The organism is Microbacterium testaceum (assembly GCF_003075375.1).
Lineage (GTDB): Bacteria > Actinomycetota > Actinomycetes > Actinomycetales > Microbacteriaceae > Microbacterium > Microbacterium testaceum_E.
The window spans coordinates 1-18,044 of the sequence record NZ_QDFT01000014.1 but is presented as its reverse complement, the minus strand read 5'-3'; the positions used below and the strand labels follow the sequence as shown (position 1 = coordinate 18,044).

The 18,044-nt window shown below is 69.6% G+C and carries 15 protein-coding genes and 1 tRNA gene; 11 read left to right on the top strand and 5 right to left on the bottom strand.

Annotated elements, in window-relative coordinates:
* Positions 1–128: 128 nt before the first annotated feature.
* Both DC432_RS07500 and DC432_RS07495 read right to left on the bottom strand, forming a co-directional pair.
* Entirely contained in the window at positions 129–362 is a 234-nt protein-coding gene (locus tag DC432_RS07500) for a helix-turn-helix domain-containing protein (RefSeq protein ID WP_116537337.1), read from the bottom strand.
* Positions 359–985 (bottom strand): hypothetical protein, encoded by a 627-nt coding sequence (locus tag DC432_RS07495; protein WP_116537336.1) that lies wholly within the window; start codon positions 983–985, stop codon positions 359–361. Before DC432_RS07495 ends, DC432_RS07500 begins: the two co-directional genes overlap by 4 nt.
* A gap of 189 nt (positions 986–1,174) precedes the next feature.
* Here DC432_RS07495 and DC432_RS07490 point away from each other — a divergent pair, with 189 nt between their 5' ends.
* The 3 genes from DC432_RS07490 (at position 1,175) to DC432_RS07480 (ending at position 5,055) form a co-directional block, all read left to right on the top strand.
* A complete protein-coding gene (locus tag DC432_RS07490; protein WP_108319682.1) occupies positions 1,175–3,700 on the top strand; it encodes an ATP-dependent Clp protease ATP-binding subunit in 2,526 nt (841 codons plus the stop codon).
* A 71-nt stretch (positions 3,701–3,771) separates the two neighbouring features.
* Positions 3,772–4,281 carry an amino-acid N-acetyltransferase gene (locus DC432_RS07485; RefSeq protein ID WP_108319684.1) on the top strand — a complete coding sequence of 170 codons (510 nt, stop codon included), beginning with the start codon at positions 3,772–3,774 and terminating at the stop codon, positions 4,279–4,281.
* Between the two features lie 114 nt (positions 4,282–4,395).
* On the top strand, positions 4,396–5,055 hold the full coding sequence (locus DC432_RS07480; protein ID WP_207770779.1) for a hypothetical protein: 660 nt from the start codon (positions 4,396–4,398) through the stop codon (positions 5,053–5,055).
* A gap of 168 nt (positions 5,056–5,223) precedes the next feature.
* Here the strand turns inward: DC432_RS07480 and DC432_RS07475 are convergent, their stop codons facing one another.
* Positions 5,224–6,759, bottom strand: a complete 1,536-nt coding sequence (locus DC432_RS07475) for an amino acid permease (protein WP_116537335.1) — start codon at positions 6,757–6,759, stop codon at positions 5,224–5,226.
* 147 nt (positions 6,760–6,906) lie between these two features.
* Here DC432_RS07475 and DC432_RS07470 point away from each other — a divergent pair, with 147 nt between their 5' ends.
* The 6 genes from DC432_RS07470 (at position 6,907) to DC432_RS07445 (ending at position 12,439) form a co-directional block, all read left to right on the top strand.
* Positions 6,907–8,262 carry a glutamine synthetase family protein gene (locus DC432_RS07470; protein WP_116537334.1) on the top strand — a complete coding sequence of 452 codons (1,356 nt, stop codon included), beginning with the start codon at positions 6,907–6,909 and terminating at the stop codon, positions 8,260–8,262.
* Positions 8,243–9,022 (top strand): gamma-glutamyl-gamma-aminobutyrate hydrolase family protein, encoded by a 780-nt coding sequence (locus DC432_RS07465; protein ID WP_116537333.1) that lies wholly within the window; start codon positions 8,243–8,245, stop codon positions 9,020–9,022. The genes DC432_RS07470 and DC432_RS07465 overlap by 20 nt, the downstream gene beginning before the upstream one ends.
* Entirely contained in the window at positions 9,019–10,374 is a 1,356-nt protein-coding gene (locus DC432_RS07460) for an aldehyde dehydrogenase family protein (protein WP_116537332.1), read from the top strand. The genes DC432_RS07465 and DC432_RS07460 overlap by 4 nt, the downstream gene beginning before the upstream one ends.
* 107 nt (positions 10,375–10,481) lie before the next feature.
* Complete coding sequence (locus DC432_RS07455) at positions 10,482–11,261, top strand: 3-oxoacyl-ACP reductase (RefSeq protein ID WP_116537331.1); 780 nt, start codon at positions 10,482–10,484, stop codon at positions 11,259–11,261.
* A 24-nt stretch (positions 11,262–11,285) separates the two neighbouring features.
* Positions 11,286–12,002, top strand: a complete 717-nt coding sequence (locus DC432_RS07450; RefSeq protein ID WP_116537330.1) for a FadR/GntR family transcriptional regulator — start codon at positions 11,286–11,288, stop codon at positions 12,000–12,002.
* A 26-nt stretch (positions 12,003–12,028) separates the two neighbouring features.
* Positions 12,029–12,439: a dehydrogenase gene (locus DC432_RS07445; protein WP_108320442.1), complete on the top strand. Its 411-nt coding sequence runs from the start codon at positions 12,029–12,031 to the stop codon at positions 12,437–12,439.
* 1,008 nt (positions 12,440–13,447) lie between these two features.
* Here DC432_RS07445 and radA read toward each other — a convergent pair.
* Both radA and DC432_RS07430 read right to left on the bottom strand, forming a co-directional pair.
* Positions 13,448–14,815 (bottom strand): DNA repair protein RadA, encoded by a 1,368-nt coding sequence (gene radA / locus DC432_RS07435; RefSeq protein ID WP_116537328.1) that lies wholly within the window; start codon positions 14,813–14,815, stop codon positions 13,448–13,450.
* Between the two features lie 85 nt (positions 14,816–14,900).
* Positions 14,901–15,854, bottom strand: a complete 954-nt coding sequence (locus DC432_RS07430; RefSeq protein ID WP_116537327.1) for an L-lactate dehydrogenase — start codon at positions 15,852–15,854, stop codon at positions 14,901–14,903.
* A gap of 116 nt (positions 15,855–15,970) precedes the next feature.
* On the opposite strand from DC432_RS07430, the gene DC432_RS07425 reads away from it, so the two are divergent.
* Both DC432_RS07425 and DC432_RS07420 read left to right on the top strand, forming a co-directional pair.
* A tRNA-Ser gene (locus DC432_RS07425) sits at positions 15,971–16,057 on the top strand.
* A gap of 123 nt (positions 16,058–16,180) precedes the next feature.
* Positions 16,181–17,716, top strand: a complete 1,536-nt coding sequence (locus DC432_RS07420) for a tyrosine-type recombinase/integrase (RefSeq protein ID WP_116537326.1) — start codon at positions 16,181–16,183, stop codon at positions 17,714–17,716.
* The last annotated feature ends 328 nt before the right edge of the window (positions 17,717–18,044 follow it).

The window sequence follows — 18,044 nt, the reverse complement described above, 5'->3', positions numbered from 1 at the left end:
GTATCGCGCTGCGGTGCGGGGGGCGTGGTTGGTTGGCGTCGAAGTGTTGTGGGTGCTCTTCGTCGGTGCCATTTGGCGCCGATGGAGCGGAGGGGGAAGGGAGGAGGGGGAGGAGGGGGAGAGGGGGGTCAGGGGGCGACGGTGAGGAGGTCGCCGACCTCGCACTCGAGGGCGCGGCAGATCGCGGCGAGCGTCGAGTAGCGGATCGCGCGGGCGCGGTCGTTCTTGAGCACCGAGAGGTTGACCACCGAGACGCCGACCAGCTCGCTCAGCCGCGTGAGCGTCATGCCCCGAGCGGCGAGCAGTTCGTCGAGACGGCAATGGATGCCGGTGGGCCCGTCATCCGCGGCCGCCGGCGTCATACGAGGCCCTCGGTGTCGCGCTGCAGACGGTCGCCCACCGAGAACACCGTCCCGGCGAGGGCGACGACGAATGCGAGGCCGAAGAGCACCGGCAGGTCGATGGTCTGCACGAGTCCGCGTTCGTAGGTGCGGTCCGAGATCCAGGCGAGGGCGCCGTTGGCCACCATGTTCTGGAAGAACGGCACGCCCGCGACCCCCACCAGCGAGACGATGCCCGCCGCCGAGACGAGGGCGGTGTGTCGTCGGCTGAAGATGCGTCCGCGCAGGATGCCGACGACCAGGATCAGCAGCAGAACCACCACGGTCACGACCGTCGCGGCGAAGAGCACCTGCGCGATGACGAGCGCGCCGAGTGAGGCGATCGGCAGCTCCGGGGCGACGACGACACCGCTGCCGAGTTCGACGCTCACGGGGGCGCCGTCGGGGCCGAGCGGAGCCTGGGCGACAGTGTCGAGGAAGGGGGCTGCGACCCGCACGTCGCGGTTGGGCAGGGCGGCGACGATGTTCACCGTGCTCTGCACCACCGCCCACAGGGCCAGGCCGACGCCGAGCACGACGAAGAAGAGCATGCCGGCGGTGTCGCCGCGAGAGAGGATGCGCGAGGAAGGTCCGGGGGTGGCCATGATCGCTCCTTATCGATGATCGTTGTTATCGGTTGTCGATAACGTAACGACAGTCGTTGGGTTCCGCAAGACCCGTCGCCGCGACGGTATGCCCACGGCGAACACGGGTCCCTGGCTCGCGGCCGCTGGTTACTCTCGATGTACGGCGCGCGGAGGCGTGCCTGTCAGCCCATTTCTGGAGGGACTGAGATGTTCGAGAGATTCACCGACCGTGCCCGTCGTGTGGTCGTCCTCGCCCAAGAAGAGGCGAAGATGCTCAACCACAACTACATCGGCACCGAGCACATCCTGCTCGGGCTGATCCACGAGGGCGAAGGTGTCGCCGCGAAGGCGCTCGAGTCCCTCGGCATCTCGCTCGACGCCGTCCGCGAGCAGGTGCAGGACATCATCGGGCAGGGGCAGCAGCAGCCGACCGGCCACATCCCCTTCACGCCGCGCGCGAAGAAGGTGCTGGAGCTGTCGTTGCGCGAGGCCCTGCAGCTCGGCCACAACTACATCGGCACCGAGCACATCCTGCTCGGCCTCATCCGCGAGGGCGAGGGCGTCGCGGCCCAGGTGCTCGTCAAGCTGGGTGCCGACCTGAACAAGGTGCGCCAGCAGGTCATCCAGCTGCTCTCGGGGTACCAGGGCAAGGAGCCCGCGGGCGTGGCATCCGGAGCCGGAGAGCAGACCCAGGGCGCCGCCCAGGGCGGTTCGGCCGTGCTCGACCAGTTCGGTCGCAACCTCACGCAGGCCGCGCGCGACAACAAGCTCGACCCCGTGATCGGGCGCGAGAAAGAGATCGAGCGCGTGATGCAGATCCTGTCGCGCCGTTCCAAGAACAACCCCGTCCTCATCGGCGAGCCCGGTGTCGGAAAGACCGCCGTCGTCGAGGGCCTCGCGCAGGCCATCGTCAAGGGCGACGTGCCCGAGACGCTGAAGGACAAGCAGGTCTACTCGCTCGACCTCGGCTCGCTCATCGCCGGGTCGCGTTACCGCGGTGACTTCGAGGAGCGCCTGAAGAAGGTCACCAAAGAGATCCGCACGCGCGGCGACATCATCGTCTTCATCGACGAGATCCACACCCTCGTGGGTGCCGGTGCTGCCGAGGGCGCGATCGACGCGGCATCCATCCTCAAGCCCCTCCTCGCCCGCGGAGAGCTCCAGACGATCGGTGCCACCACGCTCGACGAGTACCGCAAGCACTTCGAGAAGGACGCCGCTCTCGAGCGCCGCTTCCAGCCGATCCAGGTGGCCGAGCCGAGCCTGCCCCACGCGATCAACATCCTGAAGGGGCTGCGCGACCGCTACGAGGCGCACCACAAGGTGCAGATCACCGACGGCGCGATCGTCGCCGCCGCGAACCTGGCCGACCGCTACATCAGCGACCGATTCCTGCCCGACAAGGCCATCGATCTGATCGACGAGGCCGGCGCCCGCCTGCGTCTGTCGATCCTGTCGTCGCCGCCCGAGCTGCGCGAGTTCGACGAGAAGATCGCCAAGGTCCGCGAGCAGAAGGAGCAGGCCTCCGAGGAGCAGGACTTCGAGAAGGCGGCCTCGCTGCGCGATGAGGAGAAGTCGCTCCTGGCGGAGCGCCTGCGCCTCGAAAAGCAGTGGCGCTCGGGCGACGTCGCCTCGCACGCGGTGGTCGACGAGGGCCTGATCGCCGAGGTGCTCGCCCAGGCGACCGGCATCCCGGTGTTCAAGCTCACCGAGGAGGAGTCCAGCCGCCTCATGTTCATGGAGAAGGCCCTGCACCAGCGGGTCATCGGCCAGGAAGAGGCGATCGCCGCCCTGTCGCGCACGATCCGTCGTCAGCGCGCCGGCCTCAAGGACCCGAAGCGTCCGAGCGGCTCGTTCATCTTCGCCGGCCCCACCGGTGTCGGAAAGACCGAGCTCGCCAAGGCGCTCGCCGAGTTCCTCTTCGACGACGAGGGCGCGCTGATCTCGCTCGACATGTCGGAGTTCGGCGAGAAGCACACCGTCTCGCGGCTGTTCGGTGCCCCTCCCGGGTTCGTCGGCTTCGAAGAGGGCGGCCAGCTCACCGAGAAGGTGCGCCGCAAGCCGTTCTCGGTCGTGCTCTTCGACGAGATCGAGAAGGCGCACCCCGACATCTTCAACTCGCTGCTGCAGATCCTCGAAGAGGGTCGCCTGACCGACGGTCAGGGACGCGTCATCGACTTCAAGAACACGGTGATCATCATGACGACGAACCTCGGTTCGTCGGCGATCGCCGGTGGACCGGTCGGCTTCCAGGTCGAGGGCAGCGCCCAGACGTCCTACGAGCGGATGAAGGGCAAGGTCGACGAGGAGCTCAAGCGGCACTTCAAGCCCGAGTTCCTCAACCGCGTCGACGACGTGATCGTGTTCCCGCAGCTCAACAAGGACGAGCTGCGCCAGATCGTCGGCCTGTTCGTCAAGCGTCTCGCCGACCGTCTGCTCGACCGCGATATGACCGTCGAGCTGTCGGACGACGCCAAGGACAAGCTGATCGAGATCGGGTTCGACCCCACTCTCGGTGCGCGTCCCCTGCGCCGCGCCATGCAGCGCGAGGTCGAGGACCGTCTGAGCGAGAAGATCCTGCACGGGGAGCTCGAGTCGGGCGACCACGTGAAGGTCGGCGTCGAGAACGGACAGTTCACCTTCGACAGCGCTCCGCGCGGCGACAAGGTCGCGATCGGGGTCGGAACGGCCGGCGAGATCGCCGCCACCCCCGACACGCTCGCCGGCAGCTGACCGCCTAGCGAATGAAGGACCCGGATGCCACGGCATCCGGGTCCTTCGTCGTTGCGGCGTACGCTTGTCGGATGACCTCTTCCGCGCCGTTCGTCGTCCGCCCCGCCGGAACCGCCGACGTCCGCCGCATCCACGAACTGCTCGAGCCGTTCGTCCAGAAGCGCATCCTGCTGGGCAAGGACCTGGTCGTGCTGTACGGCTCGGTGCAGCAGTTCGTCGTCGCCGAGGTCGACGGCGTGGTCATCGGCTGCGGGGCGCTGCACGTGATGTGGGACGACCTCGCCGAGATCCGCACGCTCATCGTGCACGAGGACTGGCTGCATCACGGCGTGGGCCGGGCGATCGTCGAGGTGCTCGAGGACCGCGCCCGCGAGCTGGGCGTGGCGCGGCTGTTCTGCCTGACCTTCGAGGTCGACTTCTTCACCCGGCGGGGGTTCGCCCCGATCGGCGAGCAGGTCGTCGATCCCGACGTCTACTCGCAGCTCGTCCGCAGCCCCGACGAGGGCGTCGCGGAGTTCCTCGACCTGGCCCACGTGAAGCCGAACACCCTCGGCAACACGCGGATGCTCAAGCAGCTCTGACCGACCCCGCTCGTGCGGGCGGCGACGCCCCCGGGCCGTGTCAGCGCACCCGGCAAAGAGCTGAACGCGCGCGCCGCGGGAAAGGCTCCCGTCCGGGGCGCCTACCCTGGAACCATGACCGATGCCCCCCGTAGGCGGAGGCAGTCCCCGGCGGTCTACCGTCGACGCCGTCTCGCGGCCGGGCTTCTCGCCCTGCTCGTGATCGGCCTCGTCGTGTGGCTCGTCGCGGCTCCGCCGTGGCGCTCCGCCCCGACCGCGCAGGAGACCCCCGCGCCCGTCGCGAGCGCCTCCCCCGTCGCCCCCGCCCCGACCTCGCCCGCGTCCTCGTCGCCGTCCCCCACGGCGTCGCCGTCGACCCCCGCAGGCCCCGTGGAGTGCGGACCGAGCGAGATCACGGTGGACGCCCTGTCGGACAAGGCCGAGTACGCCCAGGGCGAGAACCCCCAGCTGTCGATCCGCCTCACCAACTCGTCGGCGACCGCCTGCACGATGAACGTCGGCACGAGCGCCCAGTCCTTCACCGTCACGAGTGGTTCCGACGTGTGGTGGCGCTCGACCGACTGCCAGACCGAGCCGAGCGACCTCGAGGTCACCCTTGAGCCCGGTCAGACGGTCTCGAGCTCCGCGCCGCTGACGTGGGATCGCACGCGATCCTCGGTCGGCTCGTGCGGGAGCGAGCGCCCCTACGCCCCCGGCGGCGGCGCGACCTACCACCTGAGCGTGTCGATCGGCGGCATCCCGTCCGCGGGAACGGCGTCGTTCGTCCTGCGCTGACGCATCTCTGCCCCGGCGCCGGCTCACCGCACCCGTTCGGGGCGGGATCCTGCGTTCGGGGCGTTGTTCCTGCGCCCCGAACGGACGAACGCGCCCCGAACCCGGGCACGCCCTTGACGGGTAGGACTGAGGGGCGGATGCCACGGCATCCGCCCCTCGTTCTGCCGTTCAGGAACGCCGGTCGCCGAACACCTCTCCCTCCATGGCGTCGTAGCCCTCTTTCTGCGGGTCGCCGTGCAGTCCGCCCGAGAGGGCGTACTCCTCTTCGGGCGAGAGCACGAGGCGGTGACGGCCGTAGACGGCGAAGCCGATGAAGATCACCGCGTACACGACGATGATCGCGACGATGGCGAGCAGGTAGGCCGGGTTGAGCAGCAGTCCGAAGAACACGACCGCGGCGATGACGGCCGCGGAGTACGCCCCGAACAGGCCCCACGGGCTCTTGTACGGACGCACCGCGTTCGGGAACTTCCGCCGCAGGACGATGAACGCCACCATCTGCAGGAAGTACGCCAGCACCGCTCCCCACACCGCGATGTTCAGCACGATCGCCCCGGCGGGGCTGGCGTTGCCCCCCGCGGCCTGCACCACGACCAGGGCGAGGAAGCCCAGAACGGCGCCGAAGACGAGTGCGACCCAGGGGGTCTTGCGCGCGCCGGTGAGCGACAGCCAGCGCGGGTAGTACCCGGCCCGCGAGAGGGAGTACATGTTGCGGCCGTAGGCGAACATGATGCCCATGAGGGATGCCAGCAGCCCCACGAGCGCGAGGAGCGACAGCAGGGCCGCCGCCTGATCGCCGACCATCGCGCGGAAGCCGTCGAGCAGGGGCTCGAGCGAGCCGCCGGTCTCTTCGGCGCCGAGCACGCCGGTGTTCAGGAACAGCACGATGAGACCGGTGACGATGAGGGTGCCGCGGGCCCAGAGGCCGGCGCGGGGGATGTCGCGGGCGGGGTCGTGCGACTCCTCCGCCGCGAGGGGGAGCTCTTCGATGCCGAGGAAGAACCACATCGCGAAGGGCAGGGCGAGCAGGATCGAGCCGACGCCGAAGGGGAGGAACTCGGAGTTGCCGTCGGTGGGGGCGATGTTCCAGAGCGAACCCCAGTCGAAGGCCCCCGTCATGAGCGACATCGCGCCGAAGACGACGATGATGCCGATCGAGATGATCGAGACGACGATCGCGAAGCCGAACGAGATGTTCGCGCCCGCGGCGTTGAGGACGATGAACAGGGCGTAGAGGATGATCCACCAGACGAACGCCGGGAGGCTGACGCCCGTGAGCAGTTCGAGAGCCGAGTCGGCGTACTGCCCCGAGAAGTAGACGACGACGGCGGTCGTCGCGACGTATTCGATCGTCTCGGCGAGACCCGTCGCCAGACCGCCCCACGGCCCCATCGCCGAGCGGGCGAACGAGTAGGCGCCGCCGGTGTGCGGCATCGCCGCCGCCATCTCGCCGATCGAGAAGGTCAGACCGTAGTACATGACGACGAGGATGACGAAGGCGATGAGCATGCCGCCGAAGCCCGCGAAGCCGATGCCGAAGTTCCAGCCCGAGAAGTCGCCCGAGATGACGGCGGCGACGGCCAGGCCCCACAGGCCCCAGACGCCGGCCGACCGTTTCAGGGTGCGTTTCTCGAAGTAGGCGGCGTCGGTGGCGGTATAGGTGGCTCCAGCGACCTTTTTGCGGGAACTGCTCGAGGTGGACATGTGACCTCCGGAAGGATGCGGGCAGGCTTCGGGCTCGCCTTTGCGCAAGATCATGGCCCGCTATTGGTCGACCTGTCTACCTTTGGCGTGTAAGTTCCTCGTTACGTCCTTCGTCGCGGAGGGCGACGAGAAGGCGAGAGGGACACCATGGCGGGCAATCTCACCACCGCAGAGCTGAACGCCGCGATCGACGCGGGAGACATCGACACGGTCGTCGTCGCCTTCCCCGACGCGCAGGGACGGCTCGTCGGCAAGCGCGTCGCCGCGCGATTCTGGCGCGACGAAGTGCAGGGTCACGGCGCCGAGGCCTGCAACTACCTGCTGTCGGTCGACGTCGACCTCAACACCGTCGACGGCTACGCGATGTCGAGCTGGGAGAAGGGCTACGGCGACATGCTGCTCGTGCCCGACCTCGACACGCTGCGCCGCATCCCCTGGCAGCCCGGCACCGCCCTGGTCATGGCCGACCTGGCGTGGGAGGACCGCGCCGCCGTCGTGCAGTCGCCGCGCGGCATCCTGAACGCCCAGAGATCCCGGCTGGCCGAGCGGGGACTCACCGCCTACGCCGGAACAGAGCTCGAGTTCATCGTCTTCGACGACTCGTTCCGCGGCGCCTGGGCCAAGGGCTACACCGGGCTGACGCCGTCCACCGACTACAACGTCGACTACAACCTGCTCGCCACCACGCGGCTCGAGCCGCTGCTGCGCGACATCCGGGTCGGGATGGACGGCGCCGGCATGTACTGCGAGGGCGTGAAGGGCGAGTGCAATTTCGGCCAGCAGGAGATCGCGTTCCGCTACGCCGAGGCGCTCGAGACCGCCGACAACCACACGCTCTACAAGAACGGCGCGAAAGAGATCGCCGACCGCCACGGCAAGTCGCTGACGTTTATGGCCAAGTTCAACGAGCGCGAGGGCAACAGCTGCCACATCCACCTCTCGGTGCGCGGCGACGACGGCGCCGCGGTCATGGCCGGAGACGGTGAGCACGGCTTCAGCCCGCTCATGGAGCACTGGATCGCCGGCATCCTGGCCACCCTGCGCGAGTTCACGCTGCTGTACGCGCCCACGATCAACTCGTACAAGCGCTACGCGAAGGGGTCGTTCGCGCCCACCGGCGTCGCGTGGGGCGTCGACAACCGCACGTGCGCGCTGCGCGTCGTCGGCCACGGCTCGTCGCTGCGCGTCGAGAACCGCGTCCCCGGCGGAGACGTGAACCCCTACCTCGCGATCTCGGCGATCATCGCGGGCGGACTGCACGGCGTCGAGAACGAACTCGCCCTGCCCGCCCCGCTCACCGGCAACGCCTACGCGGCCGGCGTCGACACCCTTCCCACGACCCTGCGCGAGGCGGCGCGGCTCTTCTCGGAGTCGTCCATCGCCCGCGCCGCCTTCGGCGACGAGGTCGTCGAGCACTACCTGAACCAGGCGCGCATCGAGGTCGAGGCCTACGACGCCGCCGTGACCGATTGGGAGCGGGTGCGTGGTTTCGAGCGCCTCTGATCCGAGCAGGACCCCCGTCGTGGGGCTGACGACCTACCTCGAACGCGCGAAGCAGGGGGTCTGGGACGTGCGCGCCTCGTTCCTGCCGCAGCAGTACTTCGACGCGGTGACCGCCTCGGGCGCCACGGCCGTGCTGCTGCCGCCGCAGCCGCGCGCCACGCAGGCCGCCGCCGCGGTGCTCGACGGGCTCGACGGGCTGATCCTCACCGGCGGGCTCGACGTGCAGCCCGAGCTCTACGGCGCCGAGCGCCACCCCGCCACCGACCCCGCGCGCGCCGACCGCGACGAATGGGAGCTCGCCCTGCTCGCGGGAGCGCGGGAGCGCGGCATCCCGGTCTTCGGCATCTGCCGCGGGCTGCAGCTGATCAACGTCGCCCTGGGCGGGACGCTCCACCAGCACCTGCCCGAGGCGCTCGGTACCGAGCGATACCGCATCGGCGGGGGCGTGTTCGCCGACAACACCGTAGAGGTGGATGCCGACACCCGGCTCGCGGGTCTCGTCGGCGCCGGGGAGCTCGGCGTCCACAGCTACCACCACCAGGGCGTCGACCGCGTCGCCGAGGGGCTCCGGGTCACCGCGCGCACGGACGACGGGCTCGTGCAGGCCGTCGAGCTGCCGGGAGAGGACTACCTCGTCGCCGTGCAGTGGCATCCCGAGGAGAATGCCGAAGACCGACGGTTGTTCCTCGGCCTCGTCGCCGCGGCCGCGCGGTACCGGGCCGCCCGCACCTCCTCCGAGCCCCAGGGAGTCCCCGCATGAGCACGTTCACCGTCACGAACCCCGCCACGGGGGCACCCATCACCACCCTCGAGCGCGCCGACGTCGCCGAGGTGGACGCCGCGGTCGCCGACGCCGTGCGCGCGCAGCGCACCTGGGCGGCGCTCGCCCCCGTCGCCCGCGCCGACGCTCTGCGCGCGTTCGCGCGGGTCGTCGAGGCGCACGTCGACGAACTCTCCGCGCTCGAGGTGCGCAACTCCGGCCACCCCATCGGTTCGGCCCGGTGGGAGGCCCAGCACGTCGCCCAGGTGCTCAACTACTACGCCGGCTCGCCGGAACGCCTGATCGGCTCGCAGATCCCGGTCGCCGGGGGCCTCGACGTCACCTACCACGAGCCCTACGGCGTCGTCGGGATCATCGTTCCGTGGAACTTCCCGATGACCATCGCCGCGTGGGGCTTCGCCCCCGCGCTCGCCGCGGGCAACGCCGTCGTGCTCAAGCCCGCCGAGCTGACCCCGCTCACCGCCGTCCGCCTCGGCGAGCTCGCGCTCGAAGCGGGTCTGCCCGAGGGGCTCTTCCGCGTCATCGTGGGATCGGGTTCGGTCGTCGGGCAGCGCTTCGTCACGCACCCCGACGTGCACAAGGTCGTCTTCACCGGCTCAACCGAGGTGGGCACCGAGGTCGCCGCGGGATGCGCGCAGCTGCTGAAACCCGTCACGCTCGAGCTCGGCGGCAAGAGCGCCAACATCGTCTTCGCCGACGCCGACCTCGAGAAGGCGGCGGCGGGCGTCCCCGGTTCGGTCTTCGACAACGCCGGCCAGGACTGTTGCGCGCGCAGCCGCCTGCTCGTCGAGCGCCGCGTGTACGACCGGTTCCTCGAGCTGCTCGAACCCGCCGTCGCCGCGTGGAGGGTCGGCGACCCCCACGACGAGTCGACCCAGATGGGGCCGCTGATCTCGGCATCCCATCGCTCCATCGTCCAAGGCTTCCTCGACGGGGCCGACGTGGCCTTCCGCGGTTCGGCGCCCGAGGGGGACGGCTTCTGGTTCGCCCCCGCCGTGGTGCTCGCCCAGCCCGGCGACCGCATCGCCCGCGACGAGGTCTTCGGACCGGTCCTGGCCGTGCTGCCCTTCGAGGACGAAGCGGATGCCATCCGCCTCGCCAACGACACCGCTTACGGTCTGGCGGGGTCGATCTGGACCGAGAACCTGGGCCGTGGCATCCGGGTCTCCCGCGGGGTGCGCAGCGGCGTCCTGTCGGTGAACTCGCACTCGTCGGTGCGGTACTCGACCCCGTTCGGCGGTATGAAGGCCTCGGGACTCGGTCGCGAGCTCGGACCGGATGCCGCCGAGCACTTCACCGAGACGAAGAACGTGTTCTACGCCACCGAATGACCCCCTCGTCCCACTGATGACGGTCCTCGTCCCGCATTCGGCCGGTCTCGAGGCCCCACACCAGCCATGAGCGGGACGAGGTCCCGCGCGAAAGGAACACCCGCACCATGACCATCGACCTCACCCAGCGTCTGCGCGACCGCGTCGCCATCGTCACCGGCGGCGCCAGCGGCATCGGCCTGGCCACCGCCCGGCGCTTCGCCGCCGAGGGCGCCCGCGTCGTCATCGCCGACCTCGACGAGACCACCGGAACCACTGCCGCCGAGGCGGTGGGCGGGGTGTTCCGGCAGGTGAACGTCGCCGACGAGGATTCGGTGAACGCCCTCTTCGACGGCGTCGCCGCCGACCTCGGCAGCGTCGACATCGCCTTCAACAACGCCGGCATCTCGCCTGCGGACGACGACTCCATCGAGACGACCGAGCTGCCCGCCTGGGACCGCGTGCAGGACGTCAACCTCAAGAGCGTCTACCTGTGCTCGCGCGCGGCGCTGCGGCACATGGTGCCCGCCGGTCGCGGCTCGATCATCAACACCGCCTCGTTCGTCGCGCTGCTCGGCTCGGCCACATCGCAGATCTCGTACACCGCGTCCAAGGGCGGCGTGCTGGCGATGACCCGCGAGCTCGGCGTGCAGTTCGCCCGACAGGGCATCCGGGTCAACGCGCTCTGCCCCGGGCCGGTGAACACGCCGCTGCTGCAGGAGCTCTTCGCGAAGGACCCCGAGCGCGCGCAGCGCCGCCTGGTGCACGTACCGATGGGCCGGTTCGCCGAGCCCGACGAGATGGCCGCGGCGGTGGCGTTCCTGGCATCCGACGACGCCTCGTTCATCACCGCGACCGCGTTCGTCGTCGACGGCGGTATCACCAACGCCTACGTGACGCCGCTCTGATCCCCGACATGACAGGCTGAGGCGGTGAGCGAGGCGCCCCTGGACGACCTGCGGCGGGCCGTCTACCGGCCCGTGCGCAGCGGCAACGCGCTCGAGGACACCACGGCCCGCATCGTGCAGACGGTGCGTCTGGGGCTCGTCGCCCCGGGGGAGTCGCTGCCCGCCGAACGCGAACTCGCGGCGCTGTACGGCGTCAGCCGCGACACCGTCCGCGAGGCGATCCGCGAGCTCGCCGACGCCGGTTGGCTCGAGACGCGGCGCGGACGGTACGGCGGCACCTTCGTCGTCGACCCCGTGCCGCGTCCGTCGGAGCCGGCGGTGGTCTCTCCCGCCGAACTCTCGGACGTCATCTCGTTGCGGGGCGTGCTCGAACCCGGCGCCGCGTGGGCCGCGGCCGGTCGCTCGCTGTCCGCCGACGAACGCGACGTGCTGTGGGCACGGCACGAGGCCGCCGCGCACGCCGGGGGAGAGGACTACCGCCGCCTCGACACGCTGCTGCACCTGACGATCGCGGAGCTCGCCGGCATCCCCTCGCTCGTTCCCCTCGTGGCCGACAACCGCGCGCGCGTGAACGCCTGGCTCGACACCTTTCCGCTGCTGCCGCGCAACATCGACCACTCCACGTCGCAGCACGCCGCGATCGTGTCGGCGATCCTGGCGGGCAGACCGGATGCCGCCCACGCCGCCATGCGCGACCACCTCGCCGGATCCGAGTCGCTGCTTCGCGGATTCCTGGCCTGATCGCTCCGCCGGATTAGGCTCGGAGGATGGCCGGGAGCAAGAAGCGCAAGGGGAAGAAGCACGACATGGACTTCAAGAACACCGCGCTGACCGACGCCCTGCAGACCCAGGACATGGCGGCGATCGCCTTCGCGCTGCGGCACGGACCGACGGTGGTGCCGCTGATGACGCCGGGCGACGCCGACAACCCGCTGAGCGTCGGCGAGGTGTGGACCTACCGCGCCCCCGACACCGGCCAGGTCGCCCTGCTGCTGTTCAGCGACGCCGCGCACAAGCCCGAGACGCTCCCCCCGCACGTGGCGCTGCAGTCCCCGCAGTGGTTGCGGTCGTTCCTCGGAGCGCACCAGGATGCCATCACCACGGTCTTCATCGACATCGCCGGGCCGCACCCCATCCAGGCAGCGCCGGCCGACCTCATCGCCGCGCTCGACGCCTGAGGGTTCGCGGGCCGGGTGCGGTGGCCGGGTCTTGCCGCGTGCACAGTTGCGGGCTGGGGTGGTGGCCGGGTCTGGCCGCGTGCACAGCTGCGGGCTGGGGTGTCGACATGCCGGGGCGGGAACGGCCCAACGCGGCGTGTCGCGTCGAATCCCGCCGTTGTGCTCGACAGGCACGGCCGGTTCGCGGCGGGGCGTCGGTTAGTCACCCCGGCCGGTCCGGGTGCGGTGGCCGGGTCTTGCCCCGTGCACAGTTGCGGGCCGGAGTGTCGACACGCCGGGGCTGCGACGGCCCAACGCGGCGTGTCTCGTCAAGTCCCCGCCGTTGTGCTCAGCAGGGACGGCTGGTTCGCGGCGAGGGGGAGGGCTCGTCGGTTCGTCACCCCGGGCGGTCCGGGTGCGCCGACCGGGTGCCGTGGGGCGCGGTGCGAGCACAACGGCGGGGCGGAGTGACGACACGCCGAGACTGGATCGCCGGGTCCGACTGTTTTCGACACGGCCCGCCGTTGTGCACGCACGTTGCCGTGCGGCCGAGCGGTGGTGGGCGACGCTCGACTGCCCGTCGACCCCGGCGGGGTGAAAAACCCGAGTCGCGCGGGTGAGGGACTCGTGGAAGACTCGACGGCATGGAGTACCTGATCGCCGGTGCCGTGTGCGCCGCCGGACTCGTCATCCCCGCCGTGCTGGGGATGACCTCCCCGCACCGCCGTCGCCGCTCGGCGCCTCCCGGTCGCTGAGTCCGACGGGCTCGAGACGCCGCACCGCGTCCGGGTGCCGCACCGTGTCCGGTCGCACCGTGTCCGGACGCCGCACCGCGTCCGGATGCCGCACCGTGTCCGGGTGCCGCACCGTGTCCGGGTGCCGCACCGTGTCCGGATGCCGGGTCGCGTCCGGATGCCGCACCGCGTCGGTACCTCGCCCCGCGCCGGAGCGTCGACGAAGTGCCGACCGCGCCCGGATGCCGCGTCGGGGCGCCGCTCCGCTTCGGGTGTGCCGCGTGCTGCCGACCGCTCAGAACCCCGGTTCGCTGTCGTCGCGGGGCACGCCGCGCACCTGCAGCTCGTTGAGCGCCTGCGCGAGCTTGCGCGACGAGGCGTCAAGCACCGTGTGGTAGCCGAGCCGCTTGGCCTCGGAGGCGCGCTGCGCGGCCTGGGTGACGTTGCGGATCTCGCCGGTCAGAGTCAGCTCGCCGATCGCGGCGAGCCGCTTGGACACCTTGCGGTTCTTCACGGCGTTGGCCACCGCGATCGCGATCGCCAGGTCGGCGGCCGGTTCGACCAGGCGGACGCCACCGACCGTCGAGACGTACACGTCGCGGTCCGACAGGGTGAGACCCATGCGGCTCTCGAGCACCGCGAGCACCATCGCGACGCGCGAGGAGTCGACGCCGTTGACGATGCGCCGCGGGTTGGGGGCCGTCTGTCGCACGGCGAGAGCCTGGATCTCGACGGGAAGTGCGCGCCGCCCCTCCATCGCGATCGTGACGCACGTGCCCGGCTCGGGCTCGCCGTGGCCGAGGAACAGGGCACTGGGATCCGCGACCTCGGCGATGCCGGTGCCGGTCATGTCGAAGCACCCGACCTCGTCGGTGGGGCCGAAGCGGTTCTTGAGCGCACGGACGAAACGCAGCGACGTCTGCCGGTCTCCCTCGAAGTGGCACACCACGTCGACGAGGTGTTCGAGGATGCGGGGGCCGGCGATCGAGCCGTCCTTGGTGACGTGGCCGACGAGGATGATCGGGAGCCCGCGCTCTTTCGCGACGCGGATGAGGGCGGATGCCACCTCGCGCACCTGGGCGGGTTGACCGGCCGCGCCGTCGCTGTGCGCCGACGACACCGTCTGCACCGAGTCGACGATGAGCAGGCCGGGCTCGACCTCGTCGATGTGGCCGAGGATCGTGGCCAGGTCGGTCTCGGCGGCGAGGAACAGCTCGTCGTGCAGGGCGCCGGTGCGCTCGGCCCGCAGGCGCACCTGCGCCGCGGACTCCTCGCCGCTGGCGTACAGCACGCGTCGTCCGGCCCGGGCGCTCTGCGCCGCGACCTCGAGCAGCAGCGTCGACTTGCCGACGCCGGGCTCGCCGCTCAGCAGGATCGCCGCGCCGGGCACGATGCCCCCGCCGAGCACGCGGTCGAACTCGCCGACGCCGCTCGTGCGACGCGGGGCGTCTTGCGTGTCGATCTCGGTGATGCGCCGCGCCGCGCGCGCCGCCCCCGGCGCGACCGGCGTGATCGAGCGGACGATGCCCGTCTGCTCGGCCGCCTCGACGACCGTGCCCCACGACTGGCACTCGCCGCAGCGCCCGACCCACTTGACCGTCGTCCATCCGCACTCGGTGCACCGGTAGGGCGCGGGGGCGGTTGCAGGACGACGGGATGCCATGGCTTCAGGCTACGCGGGGCCTCCGACATCGCCGCGCCGGGGCATGGCATCCCTCGTCCGTCGACGGGCCCGCCGCGCGGACGGCTCAGTCGTGCAGCGACTGCGCGACCGTGGCCAGAGCGTCGGCGGAACGGCGCAGCAGCGTCAGCTCGGCGTCCGAGAAGGGGGTGCCCGCCAGCGGCACCGCTCCGCGCGCCGACACGATCGACGGCACCGACAGAGCCGTGCCGCTGATGCCGTGGAAGTCGTCGAGCACCGTGCTGACCGGCAGGATCGCGTGCTCGTCGCGCAGGACCGCCTCGACGATGCGAGCGCTGGACAGTCCAATGGCGTAGTTGGTGGCACCCTTGCCCTTGATCACCTTGTACGCCGCATCGCGCACGTCGACGGCGATGGCATCCAATTCCTTCTCGTCGAAACGGGAACCGTCGGGAAGGTCGAATTCGGTGATCGGCGCCGACCCGATCGTGGCCGTCGACCACAGGGGGAACTCGGTGTCGCCGTGCTCGCCGACGATCCACGCGTGCACGCTGGAGGTGGCGACGCCCGCGCGCTGCGCGATCTTCCAGCGAAGGCGAGAGGTGTCGAGGACGGTGCCCGAGGCGAAGATCCGGGATGCCGGCAGCCCCGTCCTCTCGTGAGCGAGGACCGTGAGCACGTCGCACGGGTTCGTGACGATGACGTACACCGCGTTCGGCGCGACCTCGAGCAGCTTCGGCATCATGTCGCCGATGATCCGGGCGTTGGTGGCGGCGAGTTCGGTGCGCGTCTGCCCCGGGTTCTGCTTCGCGCCGGCGGTGATGACGACGACATGCGACCCCTCGGCGATCGACACGTCGGCACCGCCCGTGATGTCGCTCGAACCGGTGAACTGCGTCCCGTGCGCGAGGTCGAGCACCTCGGCCTCGACCTTCTCGGCGGCGATGTCGTACAGGGCGACGTGCCGGGCCGACCCGCGGATGAGGGCCGCATAGGCGACGCTCGCGCCCACGCTCCCCGCGCCCACGACCGTCAGCTTGGAGTTCTCGATCACGCTCATGGCTCGATCCTGGCAGCGGCCCCGGGCGGCATCCAGCGCGGTGGCTCGACGGTGGAGGAATGGATGCCGCCGGCGCCGATTCGCGGCATCCCGCAGAGTGTCGTAAGCTTGTCCGCGGTGACGTGTCCGAGCGGCCGAAGGTGCAACACTCGAAATGTTGTGTAGGTTCACCCCTACCGTGGGTTCAAATCCCACCGTCACCGCACTTTGGGCGCATAATCACGCGAGATTGTCAAAATCCGCGTGATTATGCGCCCTTTTTAGTTGTTGCGCTCCCCTGAATATGTGTACAAGATGTGTGTACATAAGCGCGATTGGGGGGCGCAATGACGACGGACGACGTGGGGGCGGCGGACCGAAAAAAGCACGCGGCACATAAACGGCAGCCGCGGCGCGCGATCTGTGGCATGGGTAGCGTGCATGTGCGGGAGCTTCCGGCTCCGAATGGCGGTGTGTACACCTATTACCGCGCGGTGCGCCGCATAAAACTCGGAAGCAAAACGGTGACCGTTGCCGTGCAGCGTAAGACCGCTGCTGATGCTGCACGCGCACTCGAAGAAGCAGTCACGCGAAAGCGCGTAGCGTATGGCCAACTTGGGCCTGAGCATTTGACCGTGCCAGAGGAGCTTTCCTACGTCACGGTGAGAGATGTGATGGCAACGTGGCTCGAAACCAAGAACGACGACGGTGACCTCGCGTGGCAGTCGTACCGCATGTATGACAGCCGCATTCGCCAGCACATACTTCCGGTTTTCGGTGACGAACCAGTCCGAACCCTCACCTACCCGAAGCTTCGAACATTCTTCAAGGACACGCTTCCCGGTAAGGGGTTAGGCGATAGCAGCATCCGGCAGGTGCATATCGCCTTGAAGGGGGCGCTCAATGTCGCTCAGCGCGACGGCATCATCCTTGCGCATCCGATGGTGGGCATCAAAGCTCCCGATGGGCGCAAGAAGCGCACCACCGAAGAGGTCAAAGAGCTTCGCCAGGCGGCCAAATACCTCAACCGCTACCTGCTCGCAGAAGCAGAGAAGATCGGTGAAAGCGCCCGCTGGCTGCTCGCCATGGTCGGCATTCGGCAGTCGGAGGTGCTGGGCATGACCGATGACAGCCTCGTCACGAGAAGGAGCGGTAACACTCGCACGCGCCGAGTGGTGATCTCGCACCAGCTCGCCCGTGTCGCGGGTGAGCACGGGTGCGGCGAATGGGACGCCAAGCTCGGCGCATTCCCCTGCGGTCGCAAGACCCGTGGGTGCACCAACCCGAAGTCTGAGGCCTACTGGGCGCTCGTGAAGACGAAGTCGGAGAGTGGTGTGCGAGAGATCGTGATACCCGAGCATGTATGGCAGGTGCTAGTGACCCACCGGGCTGCGCAAAGCAAGCTTCGACAGGACCCCCTCTTCAATCCAGTGGCGGGCGAAGGCCTCGACAAGCTGCTTTTCACAGTCGGTCCCCCGACTCTACGCAAGGACGGCAACCCTCGCACCAAGAGCTACCTCGGGCAGCCGCGCTACGGGCAGCGCGACCGCGAACAGCTTTACGGCATGATCGAAGCTTTCAAGAAGGACAGCGGGCTGACCGTGCATAGCCTGCGCCACGTCGCCACCACCATGCTCATCGAGGCGGGCGCATCGCGAGAAAGTCTCGTGGCGACCATGGGATGGAGCGAGAAGGGCGCGGACCAGCAGATCGCCACCTACTCGCACAATGACCGGGCAAAGCGGGCAGCAGGCGACGTGTCGGTGTTCTTCGACATGTTCCACCCTGCGCCGGTGGTGGCACCGCACCAGAACGACGACCCGACGGAGGTCGTGCCCGATGATGATGAGCCTCCAGCATCGCTCCAGACAGTCTCACGCTAAGCAGGCGCAGCCCCATGATGGCGTACGCGGTAGCCGCATGCACTGGAGAATGTTGCTCGAAGCTGTGGAGAACCACCTAGCCACGCCCGAGCCTGCACGGCTACTCAGACGCATCTCAGGGCAGTCGTAGCGGTTGGTTGTGGAGCGGCTGAGGGCCGTTCATAGTGGCCGCTCATGGCACATATCGACGCTCCCGCAGCCCCCACGCTCGAAGACTGGCACGCCTTGCGCGACTGGGCAGCCAACGAACTGGAGAAGCGCCGCGAGGATGCCCGGCGTGAGGTGCCGCTGTACGCAGCTTCGCGCATGGAGGCGCACGCAGCGGTGC